Here is a 15,040-nt window from a genome sequence, read left to right on the forward strand (position 1 = left end):
CGACCTTGAGGGAAATGTACGCAATGAATGACACGGAACGGCAAGCGCGGCTTCGCCAGTTGGCACAGGAGATCTGGGAGGCCGAAGGCCGCCCGGACGGGCATGCGCACCGCCACTGGGCCATGGCCGAGCGGCTGGTGGATGCCGAAGAACGCGCGGCCGAGCAGTCCGCCGAGCACGCGGCCACGCCGATCACTGCGCGCCAGTAACGCGGTGTCTGCCACCTTGCACGGGTTGTGCTGCGCGCTCCTGCAAGCGTGCACAGCCCGCCGCAGCCGCACACCGCGCACTGTCTTGAGTTCACCGTTTTAAGGAGTTACCGATGGCCACTCGCAAGTTCACTCAGCGCTCGCGCATCCGCGAAGGCCGTCCCAACCCCCTCGGCGCCACCTGGGACGGTTTGGGCGTCAATTTTGCGCTGTATTCGCGCAATGCCACGCGCGTGGAGTTGTGCCTGTTCGACGAGCGTGGCCGCGAGCAGGAGCGCATCGCGCTGCCCGAATACACCGACGAGGTCTGGCACGGCTATTTGCCCGACGCCCGCCCCGGTCAGCTGTACGGCTACCGCGTGCATGGGCCCTACGCCCCCGAGGCCGGGCATCGCTTCAACCACAACAAATTGCTGCTTGATCCGTACGCCAAGCAGATTGTCGGCGAACTCAAATGGGCGCCGCATCTGTTCGGGTACACCATTGGTCACCGCGACAAGGACCTGAGTTTCGATCGCCGCGACAGTGCGGCATTCATGCCTAAATCTGCGGTGATCGACCCGGCCTTTACCTGGGGCCAGGACCGCCCGCCGCAGACGCCCTGGAACCGCACGGTGATCTACGAAGCGCACGTGCGCGGGTTGAGCATGCTGCACCCGGCGGTGCCGCCGGAAGAACGCGGCACGTTCTCGGCGCTGAAGACCGACGAGCTGATCGACCACATCAGCTCACTCGGCGTCACTGCGGTGGAACTGCTGCCCGTGCACGCCTTCGTCGACGACCAATATCTGCTGGAAAAAGGCCTGCGCAATTACTGGGGCTACAACACGCTCGGGTTCTTTGCGCCGCAGGGCCGCTACATGTCCACGCGCACCGTGGCCGAGTTCAAGCAGATGGTGGCGCGGCTGCACCACGCCGGCCTGGAAGTGCTGCTGGACGTGGTCTACAACCACACCGCCGAAGGCAACGAGCTGGGGCCGACGCTGTCGTTCAAGGGCATCGACAACGCCAGTTACTACCGCCTGGCCGACGATCGCCGCTTCTATATCAACGACACCGGCACCGGCAACACCTTCGACCTGACCAACGTCGGCGCGCTGCGCATGGTGATGGATTCGCTGCGCTACTGGGTGCAGGAAATGCACGTGGATGGCTTCCGCTTCGATCTGGCCAGCATCCTGGGCCGCGAGCGCTACGGTTTCGATCCGTCGGGCAGCTTTCTGGATGCGGTGCGGCAGGACCCGGTGCTGAGCCAGACCAAGTTGATCGCCGAGCCGTGGGATATCGGCCCCGGCGGCTACCAGGTCGGCAATTTCCCGCCGGGTTGGGTGGAGTGGAACGACAAGTTCCGCGACAACGTGCGCGCGTTCTGGCGCGGCGATGGCGGGCAGTTGGCCGAGTTGGCCACGCGTCTGACCGGCTCTGCCGATCTGTTCGATCACAGCGGCCGCCGGCCAACCGCGTCGGTCAATTTCGTCACCGCGCACGACGGGTTCACCCTGCGCGATCTGGTCAGTTATGAGGGCAAGCACAACCTCGCCAACGGCGAAGACGGCAGGGATGGCAGCGACCACAATATCTCCGCCAATTACGGCGTCGAAGGCGAGACCAATGATGCGGCGATCAAGCAGCTGCGCCGTCAACAGATGCGTAATCTGCTCGCCACCTTGCTGCTGTCGCAAGGCACGCCGATGCTGTTGGCCGGCGATGAATTCGGCCATAGCCAGAACGGCAATAACAACGCGTACTGCCAGGACAATGAGCTGAGCTGGATCGACTGGACGGCCGCCACCAAGGCTGCCGCTGCCGATCAGGCCGCGTTCGTGCGCCGCTTGATCCGCATCCGTCAGCGTTACCCGTTGCTGCATCGCGCACGCTTCTTCGACGGCAAGTTCGACGAAGCGCTGGGCTTGCGGGATCTCACCTGGCTGGCGCCCAACGGCACCGAGATGGACGAAGCCGGTTGGCACGACCCGGAAGCGCGTGCGCTGATGCTGCGTCTGGATGGCCGCTCGCCGACTACCGGCCTGCGCGAAATTGCCGCCAACGTCACCTTACTGATGCTGATCAACGCCGCCTCCACCACTGTGTCGTTCACGCTGCCGGCCATGCACGACGAACACTGGCGCGTGCTGGTCGACACCGCACGTCATGGCGGCCGGGTGGTGGCCGGTGGCAGCGAGTGGAAGGCGCCCGCGCATTCGCTCACCTTGCTGGCAGTGGAGCGCGACCGCGTGATCAGCAGTGCGCGCATCGTCTCCGAAGGTGGGCGTTGATGAGCGGAGTGGCCTGATGGATGTGTTGTTGGCAGGGGCGACCGGTCTGGTCGGGAAACAGGTCTTGCAGCAGTTGCTCGCCGATGCGCGCTGCACGGGCGTGGTGGCGCTGACGCGTCGCCCGCTGACGCAGATTCATCCCAAACTGCGCAACCAGGTGATCGATTTCGAGCGCCTGGAGCATTGGACCGCACCACGCATGGAAGCGGCCATCTGCGCGTTGGGCAGCACCATGAAACAGGCTGGTTCGCGCGAGGTCTTCTATCGCATCGACCACGATTACCCGCTGGCCCTGGCGCGCGCTGCCTGCGCGCAGGGCACCTCGGTGTTCGTGCTGAACTCGGCGGCCGGCGCAGACGCGCAATCGCGCATCTTCTACAACCGCGTCAAGGGCGAACTGGAACGCGATTTGCGCACGATCGGCTTCCCCTCGCTGACCTTCGTACGCCCTGGGCTGATCGGCGGCGAGCGCGAAGAACGCCGCACCGGCGAACACCTCGGCAGCCTGGTGCTGGGCGCACTCGGCCCGATCCTGCCACGGCGCTTCCGCATCAACCCGGCCGAGCGCATTGCCGCCGCGATGGTCGCCGCCGCGCTATCGCCGGCGCGTGGCGAGCATAGTGTGGAGGCGGCGGAACTGGCAGGCTGAGCGTTGCCACCGCCGTGCAACGGTGCCAGGCGGTGTCAGCGAATGGAGACAGGTTGGTGCGAATGCAGAGCGCAACGACTGCTTTTGTAGGAGCGTGCCTGCGCGCGACGCGGCATTGCCGAGATGGCCTCATCGCGCAACAACACGTTCCTACCAAGCGTTGCGCACTAGCATTCCTGCACCAAGCCTTGCGCTGATCACACCCCCAACGACTGCCCGCCATCCACCGCCAGCACCTGCCCGGTGATCCAGCGCGCCTGCGGCGATGCGAGGAACAGCGCGGCATCGGCGATGTGCTGCACCTGCCCGAAGCTGCCGAATGGGATGCTGTCGCGGATGCGTGCGTAGAGTTCCGGTTCGTCGCGACTGCGCTTGTCCCAGAGTCCATCCGGGAACTCGATGGAGCCCGGTGCGATCGCATTGACGCGGATGCGGTCGCGCGCAAGTTCGGCGGCCAGTGTGGTGGTGTAGTAACTGAGCGCGGCCTTGGCGGTGGAATAGGCGATCGCACGCGGTGTGGGGCGCTGGGCGTTGATCGAGCTGATGTTGAGGATCACCGCTGCGTCGCTGGTGCGCAGATGCGCCAGCGCGGCGCGGTTGCAGCGCACTGCCGCCATCAGGTCGACATCCAGCCCCGCCTGCCAACTGGCGTCGTCGTTGCCATGCCCGTAGCCGGAGGCATTATTGATCACTACGTCCAGGCCGCCCAGCGCCTGCGCCGCGGCCTGCACATATGCCTCGATCTGCACTGCATCGGCAAGATCGCAGGGCAGGGTGTGTACCGGCCTTCCGTGTGCTGCCAGCGTCTGCGCCGCCTGGGTCAGGCCGTCTGCACTGCGCGCGCAGATCGATAAGTGAGCGCCGCTGCGCACAAACGCCTCGGCGATCGCCAGGCCGATGCCGCGGCTACCCCCGGCGATCAGCACGCGTTGCGCACGGTGTGCAGAAAGAGGCATGGCGTTACTCATTGCGGAAAACCCGCATTATCGAACAGCTTGGTGCCGACGTGGCCGCTGCGTGCGCTGACCGTTGTGCTGTCCAGGCGTAAGGCGTCATCGCATAAAGCGCTGCAACAGTCTGCACAGCGCTGCCCACGTTGCTTGGAGAGTCGTGCGACAACACCTGGTACTGCACTTAGAGCAGCTAACAGAAGGATTGGATGCCCGCCAGGCTGGCGCGGCCTGTGCCCGGTGCTGCATGGGCCACTCGTCCACTCTGGTTCTTGTGCGCCGTCCGCACTCACCTGACGACTGCTCGCTACGTTTTTTCAGCCGCTCTTCGTTCGGATACAGGCGCCCTGACATAAAACACGGTTGCCGGCGCGACATCGGCGCCGGCACAGAGTCGCCACCATCTCCAAAATCACACCAACACCAACACCAACACCAACACCAACACCAAGCTCCCAACTACCAACTACCAACTACCAACTACCAACACCAACACCCAACACCAACACCAGCACCAGCACCAGCACCAGCACCAAACCTCGAATCTTGACGCAGCTGCACCTCGACAAGGCACTTCGTCAGCCCCGGAGGCGGCCCGGCGTGCATTGCGCAGCGCAAGCCAAACCCACCACACGCATCCCCCATCGGCAGCACCAATTGCAGTGACGGCCGCTGTCATCTCACTGCCATCTGCAACACGCGCAGCCTGCGCCATAAGCCTCATCACGGCTGGCGATCAGCTCATGCCTTTCGGGTTGCTCGCCGCTAACCATTTGTTTACACAACCACGCGGCGCTGCGGGCACAACGTGCGAGTCATTCAGTGGGAGTTGCACATGGAAACCCATATCACCGTCATCGGTGCCGGCTTTTGCGGCACCGCGCTGGTCCGTGCGCTGGCGCAGACGGCCGATGCGCAGGTGCGTATCACCCTGGTCGGCGTGGCCGAGACTTTTGGCAGCGGCATCGCGTATGGCGCGGCACGACCGGAGCATCTGCTCAATGTGCGTGCCAAGGATCTGGGCATCGATGCGCAGGCGCCCGGCGCCTTCGCCGATACCTTGCATCTGGGCGAGAGCGGACGGCTGGAGTTCCTGCCGCGGTTGGCCTACGGCGATTACTTGCGCAGCGAGCTGGATGCGGCGGTGAGCGGTGCGCAGGCATCGGTGATGCGGCTGTCGCAAGAAGCGGTGGCGGTGGAGCGCGCACGTAGCGGTTTCCGCGTGTTTCTTGCCAACGGCGATGCCTTCCATAGCGACCGTGTGGTGCTGGCGGTCGGTGCGCTGCAGCCGCAGGCGCTCGCCGGCATCGGCCCGCGGTTGAGCGTGCATGCGCGCTACATCGGCTGGCCGTGGCAGGGCGATGCGTTGTCGCGGCTGGCACCTGACGATGACGTACTGATCGTGGGCACCGGGCTGACCATGGTGGATGTGGCGTTGACCCTGCATGCGCGCGGACACCGCGGCCGCATGCTGGCGATCTCGCGGCGCGGATTGGCCCCGCAGGCGCATCTGCGTCAGCCTGGTACGCCGCTGGACCTGCCGCCGCATCTGCAACGTGCGCTCAAGGATGCCGATCTGCGCGGCCTGCTGCGCGGCGTACGTCAGCTCAGCGCGGTGGTGGACGATTGGCGTCGTGTGGTGGACGCATTGCGCCCGCATCTGCAGCCGCTGTGGCAGCGGCTCACGCTGGCGCAGCGTGCGCGTTTCCTGCGCCATCTGCGCCCGTACTGGGAAGTGGCGCGGCATCGCGTTGCGCCGGGCGCGGCGGAGCACTTGCAGCAGTTGCAGGCATCCGGCCAGTTGCAGATCGTTGCGGCGCGGCTGCTGCGTGCGCGCTGGGTGCCCGATGGCGTGGAAGCGGTGATCCGTCCGCGTGCCGCCGCCGATGCGCAGACGCATCGCTTCGATGCGGTGATCCGCGCTACTGGCCTGGATACCGATATCGACCGCACCAGCGACCCGTTGATTGCCGGCATGCGCGAAGCCGGCCTGTTGCGCGCCGATCCGCTGGGCTTGGGTGTGGATACAGATGCGCAACTGCGCGTGCGCGACGGCGCCGGACAGATCGTGCAGGGGCTGTATTGCGTGGGGCCGCTGCTACGCGGGCGGTACTGGGAAATCACCGCAGTGCCGGAATTGCGCGTGGCAACACGTGCGTTGGCAGAGCGCTTGCTGCTGGGTGCGACGCCGGCGTTACAGCCAGAGCGTGAGCCAGTATCGCGCGAGGTCAATGCGCGTTTGTAGATGGGGATACCTGATGGGCTGTTTGCATTAGGGAAGCTCTGAACAACTCTTTCATAGGCTTCCGATCGATGCCTTGGACAGACTAAATCACGCGCAAGTGTTTGATTTTAAGCGCCGGCGATTGTCGTGATTAGGCTGGATTGCAACTCTCTCTCGCTGGGCCATGAGTTATTCAGAGGTTGCTTGGGCGCTTGATGTGTTTCTCTCGGGATCGAGGTGGTGTGCGGAGAGAATGTGCTTGCCGCGTTCGGTTTGAGTCGAGGCGTCGCTTTGCTTCGTACCCTCACCCCAATCCCTCTCGCGGCAGGAAACGGACTCTGTCTTGATCTCAGGCTGGCTTCGTTGGAACTGCGAGAACCTGGTGTTTACGTCGTGGGTGAGTTGTTGCGTCGTGCGCGCAGCTGCGCAGTTGGATCGTGATGTGACGCTCGTTCTATCGCGGTTCTACCGACGCGTTTCAACCAATCTCTGCGCGTGCAGGCATCGTTGAAAACTGTGCACATGCGCACGTGCTGCGCCAAACAGCGCAACTATGCAGCGCGATGCGTAGCGCAGGATGCTCCCGCGAACAGGAGTGGGTCATGTTGTGCACCCTGGGTTCGCTACAGCCCAGGGCGCTGCATTCCCTTGTCTGCCTGGAGTTCGCCATGCCCCGTCTTGCTCCCATTGCTCTCGCCGCTGTGCTGTGTGCGTCCGCGCTACCTGCCGTCGCCAGCGAAACGCTCAATACGCGTGCCGATGTCATCGCTGCGCTGGATGCCGGTTACGACGTCAGCCTGTCCAGCGATCTCAGTCGTTGCACCCCCGAAGAGGGCACCCCGGTCAGTCGCACCCGCGGTGGCCGCCATATCGATGCCTACCGCATCACCGAAGATGGCACCGCAGCGTTTTCGGGTTCGCATTTCACCGTGGCCAACGATGGCAAGCCGATCCAGCAGTTCATGCGCTATCAGCTACGTCCGGATGGCAGTGTGCGCTTCACCACCTACATGTACGACCTACCGGCGCTGCAACAGCGCGGGCCGATGCTGGCGTATCTGTGCACGATCAATCAGGGCATCCGCTTCCACGCCGATTGAAAGCCACTGACAAAACGATTGCGTAGCTGCATGACGCGTGCGATGTGTCGCCTGGCCAGCTTGGGCCAGTGCAGAGCCAGCGTCATGCAGCTGCACCTCTGCTAACACGGTTGTGCCAGCCGCGCGGGGGTTTGCAGCGCATGCGTTGAACACACCGTCAACCCATCATCCCGCGCGCACATGCCGACGATTGCAGGCATGTGCGCTTAGCAAGGAGAACCATCATGTTGACGCGTCGTCTAGCACTTGTTGCCGTTGCCGCTATGTCTGCGACGATCTCACCGGCATCCGCCAAGCAGAGCATCACCTCGTCAGCCAATCTGATCGCCACGCTGGAGTCCGGCCATGACGTTGCAGTGTCGGTCGATCTGTCGCGCTGTACGCCGGAGGCCGGCACTGCGGCCAGCCGCAGCCGCGGCGGGGTGCGTCTCGGTGCCTACCGTCTGACCGACGATGGAACGCTGTCGTTTTCTGATACGCAGTTCATTGCCGCCAGCAGCGATGGCCGGCCGTTTCAGCAATTTCAGCGTTACCAGGTGGCTCCGGACAATCGCGTGCGGCTGACCACGTATATGTACGATTTGCCGAGCCTGCAGCAGCGCGGCCCACTGTTGGCGTATCAGTGCACGCTCGACCAGGGCATCCGTTTCCACGCCGATTAAGAGCAGCCAACAAACCGACTGTGCTCACCGCCAGGCGGGTGCGGCCGGTACTCGGTGCGGCATGGACCGTTCGTACACTCCGGCTCCTCCGCACCGTCCACACCCAGCTGACGACGGCTCGCTACGTTTTGTTAGCCGCTCTAAAGGCGTTGCTTGCAGGGCGCGATGCCACGCCGACAGTGGCATCGCGCGGATCCTCGCATGGCATCGGATGCCGAATGGAGCTGCGAAGCCCTGCCACTGCCTCATTGCGACACGCGCCGAGCGGAATCCAGCGCGACCGCCCTGTCAGGTGTGGAAGCAGCGTCTGATCCCGATCGCTGTAGGTCACCTGCAGCTGCAGCAGGCGTCAGCGTTGTTCCCCAGCAGCTATCGCTGCTGCACCGCCACCGCTGCGGTATCGCCGCTTTGCCAGCCGCCGCCCAGCGCTTTGAAGGTGGCCACCGCGCTGCGTGCGGCTTCGGTGCGCGCCTGTACCTGCGCATCGGAGGCACGCAGCAGGCTGTCGTCGGCATTGAGCACTTCGATCAGGCTGACGGTGCCTTTTTCATATGCCAGCGCCGATGCGCCGCGCGCCTTGCCCAACGCGTCCACGCCTTGCGTCAGCACGGCAGCTTGTTGTTCGCGTTTGACCAGCGCGGTGAAGGCGTTTTCGACATCTTCGGTGGCGCGCAAGACCGCCAGGCGGTAGGCGGCCAACTGCTCTGCTTCCTGCCCCTTGGCCTGCGCGATCTGCGCATTGATGCGTCCGAAGTCGAATAGCCGCCAGCGCAGCCCCAGCACGCCGGACGCCTGCGCGGCATCGCCGGTAAACAGGTTGGCGCCGGAGAGGGCGGTGGCGCTGCCCAGCAGGCCGCTCAGCGAGAACTTGGGGTAATACTCGGCCATCGCCACGCCGATGCGCGCATTGGAGGCAGCCAGCCGGCGCTCGGCGGCGATCAGGTCGGGCCGGCGCCGCAACAGGTCGGCCGGCGAGCCGCTGTCGGCGATCTGCGGCGCCAGCGGGATGGGTTTGCTGGCGGCCAGTTCGGCCCGGTGGGCGCCGGGCGCTGCGCCCAGCATCACGTCCAGTGCATTCATTGCCGCGAACAGGCCCGCTTCCAGGCCGGGCACGGTCGCCTGTGCCTGGGACAGCGCGCCCTGGGCTTGCTGCAATTGCAGTTCGGCAGCCAGGCCCTTGTCGTGCAATAGCATCACCATCGCCACCAGCCCTTGCTGGGCTGCGACCTGGCGCTGCGCCACGTCCAGCCGCGCCTGCAGGCCGCGGATGCTGATGTAGATGTCGGCGGTCTGCGCGGCCACCGCCAGCCGGGTGGCCGCGGCGCCGGCTTCGGTGGCCTGGTAGTCGGCCACGGCGGCCTGGCGCCCACGGCGCAGCCCGCCGAACAGATCCAGCTCCCAGCTGGCGCCCAGATTGGCCTCGTAGACGCTGGCGTAGCGGTCGAAGTCGGGGGTGCTGTTGAGGACCTGCCCCAGCGGAGTCTCCAGCGATTGGTAGGCGCGGGTGGCGCTGCCGCTGATGTTGCCGGACGGCAGCAGCGCAGCGGTGGCGGCGGTCAGCCCGGCGCGGGCCTGGGTGACCCGCGCGGTGGCCTGGGCCAGATCCAGGTTCTGTTCCAGCGCGGCGCCGACGTAGCGGCTCAGGTCCGGGTCGTTGAAGCCCGCCCACCAGGTGGCCAGCTCCGCCTGCGTGGTGGCCTGGCGATCAGCCAGCGCAGACTGACCCAGGTAGTGGTCGAGCAACGGTGCATCTGGACGGGCGTAGTTGGGGCCCACCGCGCAACCCGCGGCAAGGCTGGTGGCAATGAGCACGGCAAGGAGGCGGAGTGAAGGCATGACGGAACCAGAGTGGCGGGACGGTGAGTGACTATAATACGAAATAGTCACTTTTGTAAGTCGGGGGCGACAGCGTTAAGCTGTTGGAATGAACAAAGCATCCAGTTACCCCGGTTCGGCCCGCGGGCCGGCCGATCACGAGGTGCGCGACCAGATCGTGATCGCCGCCACCGAGCATTTCAGCCGCTATGGCTACGAGAAGACCGCCGTGTCCGACCTGGCCAAGGCAGTCGGTTTTTCCAAGGCGTATATCTACAAGTTCTTCGAGTCCAAGCAGGCCATCGGCGAGATGATCTGCACCCACTGCCTGCGCGAGATCGAGACCGAAGTGTTGGCGGCGGTAGCTGCCGCGGCGTCGCCGCCGGAGAAATTACGCAGTCTTTTCAAGGTGATTATCGAGGCCAGCCTGCGGTTGTACTCGCGCGATCGCAAGTTGTATGAGATTGCTACCTCCGCGGCAACCGAGCGCTGGCCGCCGGTGATCGCCTATGAAACGCATGTCCAGGCGCTGCTGCAAGAGATCCTGTTGCAGGGGCGGCAGAACGGGGATTTCGAGCGCAAGACGCCATTGGACGAGATGGTGCAGGCGGTCTATCTGGTGATGCGGCCGTATATCAGCCCGGTGCTGCTGCAACATAGCCTGGAGCACGTTAGCGAGGTGCCGGCGCTGCTGTCGGCGCTGGTGCTCAGGAGCCTGGCTCCCTAAATTTGGTTGTGACTATTGACTGAAATAGTCACAAGTCCCAGGATGCGAGCCTTCATTAGCTTGCTTCGGGATTCCCATGCTTCGGCGCCGCCTTGTTACCTCTACCGTCCTGTGTGTCCTGCCGCTGGCACTGATTGCGTGCGGTGGCAAGGCGCAGCCCGATCCACGCACCGCCACGCCGCTGGTCCGGGCGGCCACGGTGGCCGACGCCAGCAGCGCGGCGCGCAGTTTCTCCGGCACCGTCGCGGCCCGGGTCCAGAGCGATCTGGGCTTCCGGGTTGCCGGCAAGGTGTCCGAGCGGCTGGTCGATGCCGGCCAACGCGTCAAGCGCGGGCAACCGCTGCTGCGGATCGACCCGATCGACCTGCAACTGGCTGCAAAGGCGCAGCAGGACGCGGTGGCCGCCGCCAGGGCCCGTGCCCAGCAGACCGCCGACGATGAAGCGCGTTACCGCGATCTGCGCGGCACCGGCGCCATCTCAGCTTCTGCGTACGACCAGATCAAGGCCGCCGCCGACGCCGCCAAGGCGCAGCTGAGCGCCGCCCAGGCCCAGGCCGATGTGGCACGCAACGCCAACCGCTACACCGATCTGCTGGCCGATGCCGACGGCGTGGTGATGGAGACGCTGGTCGAGCCCGGCCAGGTGGTCGCCGCCGGGCAGCCGGTGGTGCGCCTGGCGCATGCCGGCCCCCGCGAAGCGGTGATCCAGTTGCCGGAAACGCTGCGCCCGCAGGTCGGTTCCGTCGCGCAGGCCACCTTGTTCGGCAATGCCGCCGTGAGCGTTCCCGCCACCTTGCGTCAGCTGTCCGAAAGCGCCGACCGGCTCACCCGCACCTTCGAGGCGCGTTACGTGCTCGACGGCGCGCTTGCGCAGGCGCCGTTGGGCACCACGGTCAGCATCCGCATTGCCGATGGCACGGCCACCGGCACGCAAACCGGCCTGCAGGTGCCGCTGGCCGCCGTGTTCGATGCCGGTAAGGGGCCTGGCGTGTGGGTGATTGCCGGTCAACCGGCCAAGGTGAGCTGGCGGCCGGTGACGGTGCTGGGGCTGGACGACGACCACGCCAACGTCGCCGGCACGCTGGCACGTGGCGAGCGCATCGTGGCGCTTGGCGCGCACTTGTTGCGCGAAGGCGAGCAGGTACGCATTGCCGGCGCCAACGCTGCCGGCACCACCGCAACGACTGCGTCCAAAACCGCCACCGCGGCAGGAGCGCAGCCGTGAGCGAGGGCCGATTCAATCTCTCCGCGCTCGCCGTCCGCGAGCGCTCGATCACGCTGTTTCTGCTCGTGCTGATTTCGCTGGCCGGCCTGGTCGCGTTTCTCAAACTCGGTCGTGCGGAAGACCCGGCATTCACCGTCAAGGTGATGACGATCATCACCGCCTGGCCCGGCGCCACGCCGCAGGAAATGCAGGACCAGGTTGCCGAAAAACTCGAAAAGCGCATGCAGGAACTGCGCTGGTACGACCGCACCGAAACCTACACCCGCCCCGGTCTTGCATTCACCACCTTGACCTTGCTGGACAGCACACCGCCCGGCCAGGTGCAGGAGCAGTTCTATCAGGCGCGCAAGAAAGCCGGCGATGAAGTGGGCAATCTGCCGGCCGGGGTGATCGGGCCGATGATCAACGACGAATATGCCGACGTCACCTTTGCGCTGTTCGCGCTCAAGGCAAAGGGCGAGCCGCAACGGTTGCTTGCACGCGATGCGGAAACGCTGCGCCAGCGCATCCTGCATGTGCCGGGCGTCAAGAAGGTCAACATCATCGGCGAGCAGCCCGAACGTATCTTTGTCGAGTTCTCGCACGAGCGTCTGGCCACCTTGGGCGTCAGCCCGCAGGACGTGTTTGCCGCGCTCAACACCCAGAACGCGTTGAATGCGGCCGGCTCGGTGGAAACGCGCGGCCCGCAGGTGTTCATCCGCCTGGATGGCGCGCTGGATAACCTGCAGAAGATTCGCGATACCCCGTTGGTGGTGCAGGGCCGCACGCTGAAGTTGTCGGATATCGCCACGGTCAAGCGCGGTTACGAAGATCCGTCCACCTTCATGATCCGCAGCGGCGGCGAGCAAGCGTTGCTGCTCGGCATCATCATGCGCGACGGCTGGAACGGTCTGGATCTGGGCAAATCGCTGGACAGCGAAGTGGGCGCAATCAATGCCGAGTTGCCGCTGGGTATGCGCCTGAGCAAGGTCACCGACCAGGCGGTCAACATCGACGCGTCGGTCGGCGAATTCATGACCAAGTTCTTCGTCGCACTGCTGGTGGTGATGCTGGTGTGCTTCGTCAGCATGGGCTGGCGCGTGGGCATCGTGGTGGCGGCAGCGGTGCCGCTGACGCTGGCTGCGGTGTTCGTGGTGATGCTGGCCACCGGCAAGAACTTCGACCGCATCACCCTGGGCTCGTTGATCCTGGCGCTGGGGTTGTTGGTGGACGACGCCATCATCGCGATCGAAATGATGGTGGTGAAAATGGAGGAAGGCTATAGCCGCGTCGCCGCCTCGGCGTATGCGTGGAGCCACACCGCCGCGCCGATGTTGTCCGGCACCCTGGTGACCGCGGTCGGCTTCATGCCCAACGGGTTTGCTGCCTCCACCGCCGGCGAATACACCAGCAACATGTTCTGGATCGTGGGCATCGCGTTGATCGTGTCGTGGGTGGTGGCGGTGGTGTTTACGCCTTACCTGGGCGTCAAGATGTTGCCGGACCTGAAGAAGGTCGAAGGCGGCCACGCCGCGATGTACAACACGCCACGTTACAACCGCTTCCGTGAGGCGCTGTCACGCGTGATTGCGCGCAAGTGGCTGGTGGCCGGCTCTGTGGTGGGGCTGTTCGTGGTGTCGATCCTGGGCATGGGCATCGTCAAGAAGCAGTTCTTCCCGATCTCCGATCGCCCAGAAGTGCTGGTCGAAGTGCAGCTGCCGTACGGCACCTCGATCAACCAGACCAGCGCCGCTGCGGCCAAAGTGGAAGCCTGGCTGGCCAAACAGGACGAGGCGAAGATTGTCACCGCATATATCGGCCAGGGCGCGCCGCGCTTCTACCTGGCGATGGGCCCGGAACTGCCGGACCCGTCCTTCGCCAAGATCGTGATCCGCACCGACGACCAGAAACAACGCGATGCATTGAAGCTGCGCTTGCGTCAGGCCGTTGCAGAAGGGCTGGCACCGGAAGCGCGTGTGCGCGTGACCCAACTCACTTTCGGCCCGTACTCGCAATTTCCGGTGGCCTACCGGGTGAGCGGTGCCGACCCGCAGGTGCTGCGTGGCATCGCCGCGCAGGTCAAGCAGGTCATGCAGGACAGCCCGATGATGCGGACCGTCAACACCGATTGGGGCACGCGCACACCCACGCTGCATTTCAGTCTGGACCAGGACCGTCTGCAGGCAGTGGGGCTGACATCCACCGCCGTCGCGCAACAGTTGCAGTTCCTGCTCAGTGGCGTGCCGATCACGCTGGTGCGCGAGGATATCCGCAGCGTGCAGGTGGTGGCCCGTTCGGCCGGCGACACGCGCTTTGATCCGGCACGCATTGCCGACTTCACCCTGGCAGGCGCCAACGGCCAGCGCGTGCCGCTGTCGCAGGTGGGCAAGGTGGATGTGCGCATGGAAGAGCCGATCATGCGCCGCCGCGATCGCGTGCCGACGATCACCGTCGGCGGCGATGTCGACGACAAACTGCAGCCACCGGATGTCTCGGCCGCGATCACCAAACAGTTGCAGCCGATCATCGAAAAACTGCCCAGTGGCTATCGCATCATCGAGGCCGGTTCCATCGAAGAATCCGGCAAGGCCACCGCTGCGATGCTGCCGCTGTTCCCGATCATGCTGGCCGCCACCTTGCTGATCATCATCCTGCAGGTGCGTTCGATCTCGGCGATGGTGATGGTGTTTTTGACCAGCCCGCTCGGCTTGATCGGTGTGGTGCCGACCTTGATCCTGTTCCAGCAACCATTCGGCATCAATGCGTTGGTCGGGTTGATCGCGTTGTCGGGCATCCTGATGCGCAACACGCTGATCTTGATCGGGCAGATCCATCACAACGAAGCCGAAGGGCTGGACCCGTTCCCCGCGCTGGTGGAAGCCACCGTGCAACGTGCGCGCCCGGTGATCCTGACCGCACTGGCCGCGATTTTGGCCTTCATCCCGCTGACCCATTCGGTGTTCTGGGGCACGCTGGCCTACACGCTGATCGGCGGCACCTTGGCCGGCACCATCCTGACCCTGGTGTTCCTGCCGGCGATGTATTCGATCTGGTTCAAGATTCGGCCGGAGAACAGCGGCGCACCGACACCTACCAAGTACGTATGAGGTGGGTCTGCGACGGTGGTCAGAGCCCCGTCGCAGAGATCGCGTGGCAGTGTCGCTCGCTCGATTCCCACTCCACTTCTCTTGCAGCGTTGCAGCGGCGCGGTGTCTCAACGGGTT

At 64.9% G+C, this 15,040-nt stretch carries 11 protein-coding genes and 2 other RNA genes; 11 read left to right on the forward strand and 2 right to left on the reverse strand.

The window, feature by feature from the left end; translation table 11 throughout:
• The first annotated feature begins 23 nt into the window (after positions 1-23).
• From VC212_RS03140 to VC212_RS03150, 3 genes are all read left to right on the forward strand, one after another.
• A complete protein-coding gene (locus VC212_RS03140; RefSeq protein WP_055853319.1) occupies positions 24-209 on the forward strand; it encodes a DUF2934 domain-containing protein in 186 nt (61 codons plus the stop codon).
• Positions 210-322: 113 nt separating this feature from the next.
• Positions 323-2,485: a glycogen debranching protein GlgX gene (glgX, locus tag VC212_RS03145; protein ID WP_055853318.1), complete on the forward strand. Its 2,163-nt coding sequence runs from the start codon at positions 323-325 to the stop codon at positions 2,483-2,485.
• A gap of 16 nt (positions 2,486-2,501) precedes the next feature.
• Positions 2,502-3,134, forward strand: a complete 633-nt coding sequence (locus VC212_RS03150; protein ID WP_323514512.1) for an NAD(P)H-binding protein — start codon at positions 2,502-2,504, stop codon at positions 3,132-3,134.
• Between the two features lie 197 nt (positions 3,135-3,331).
• Here VC212_RS03150 and VC212_RS03155 read toward each other — a convergent pair whose 3' ends face one another.
• Complete coding sequence (locus VC212_RS03155; RefSeq protein ID WP_323514511.1) at positions 3,332-4,090, reverse strand: SDR family NAD(P)-dependent oxidoreductase; 759 nt, start codon at positions 4,088-4,090, stop codon at positions 3,332-3,334.
• Between the two features lie 241 nt (positions 4,091-4,331).
• On the opposite strand from VC212_RS03155, the gene VC212_RS03160 reads away from it, so the two are divergent.
• The 5 genes from VC212_RS03160 (at position 4,332) to VC212_RS03180 (ending at position 8,207) form a co-directional block, all read left to right on the forward strand.
• Positions 4,332-4,407: non-coding RNA, sX9 sRNA (locus VC212_RS03160), on the forward strand.
• Positions 4,408-4,919: 512 nt separating this feature from the next.
• Positions 4,920-6,329 (forward strand): FAD/NAD(P)-binding protein, encoded by a 1,410-nt coding sequence (locus VC212_RS03165; protein WP_323514509.1) that lies wholly within the window; start codon positions 4,920-4,922, stop codon positions 6,327-6,329.
• 647 nt (positions 6,330-6,976) lie between these two features.
• A complete protein-coding gene (locus VC212_RS03170; RefSeq protein WP_055853312.1) occupies positions 6,977-7,408 on the forward strand; it encodes a VirK family protein in 432 nt (143 codons plus the stop codon).
• 263 nt (positions 7,409-7,671) lie between these two features.
• Positions 7,672-8,070: a VirK family protein gene (locus VC212_RS03175; RefSeq protein WP_323514508.1), complete on the forward strand. Its 399-nt coding sequence runs from the start codon at positions 7,672-7,674 to the stop codon at positions 8,068-8,070.
• A 61-nt stretch (positions 8,071-8,131) separates the two neighbouring features.
• Positions 8,132-8,207: non-coding RNA, sX9 sRNA (locus tag VC212_RS03180), on the forward strand.
• Positions 8,208-8,439: 232 nt separating this feature from the next.
• Here VC212_RS03180 and VC212_RS03185 read toward each other — a convergent pair.
• Positions 8,440-9,906, reverse strand: coding sequence for an efflux transporter outer membrane subunit (locus VC212_RS03185; protein WP_323514507.1), 1,467 nt, complete (start codon positions 9,904-9,906; stop codon positions 8,440-8,442).
• Between the two features lie 88 nt (positions 9,907-9,994).
• Between VC212_RS03185 and VC212_RS03190 the strand changes: the two genes are divergently transcribed.
• From VC212_RS03190 to VC212_RS03200, 3 genes are all read left to right on the forward strand, one after another.
• The gene (locus VC212_RS03190) at positions 9,995-10,612 is read left to right on the forward strand and encodes a TetR/AcrR family transcriptional regulator (RefSeq protein WP_323514506.1); all 618 of its coding nucleotides are present in this window, start codon (positions 9,995-9,997) and stop codon (positions 10,610-10,612) included.
• A gap of 76 nt (positions 10,613-10,688) precedes the next feature.
• A complete protein-coding gene (locus VC212_RS03195; RefSeq protein WP_323514505.1) occupies positions 10,689-11,837 on the forward strand; it encodes an efflux RND transporter periplasmic adaptor subunit in 1,149 nt (382 codons plus the stop codon).
• Complete coding sequence (locus tag VC212_RS03200) at positions 11,834-14,923, forward strand: efflux RND transporter permease subunit (protein WP_323514504.1); 3,090 nt, start codon at positions 11,834-11,836, stop codon at positions 14,921-14,923. The genes VC212_RS03195 and VC212_RS03200 overlap by 4 nt, the downstream gene beginning before the upstream one ends.
• Positions 14,924-15,040: the final 117 nt, after the last annotated feature.

Origin of the sequence: Xanthomonas sp. WHRI 8932A, assembly GCF_035012785.1 — a bacterium.
In the GTDB taxonomy this organism is placed as follows: Bacteria; Pseudomonadota; Gammaproteobacteria; order Xanthomonadales; family Xanthomonadaceae; genus Xanthomonas.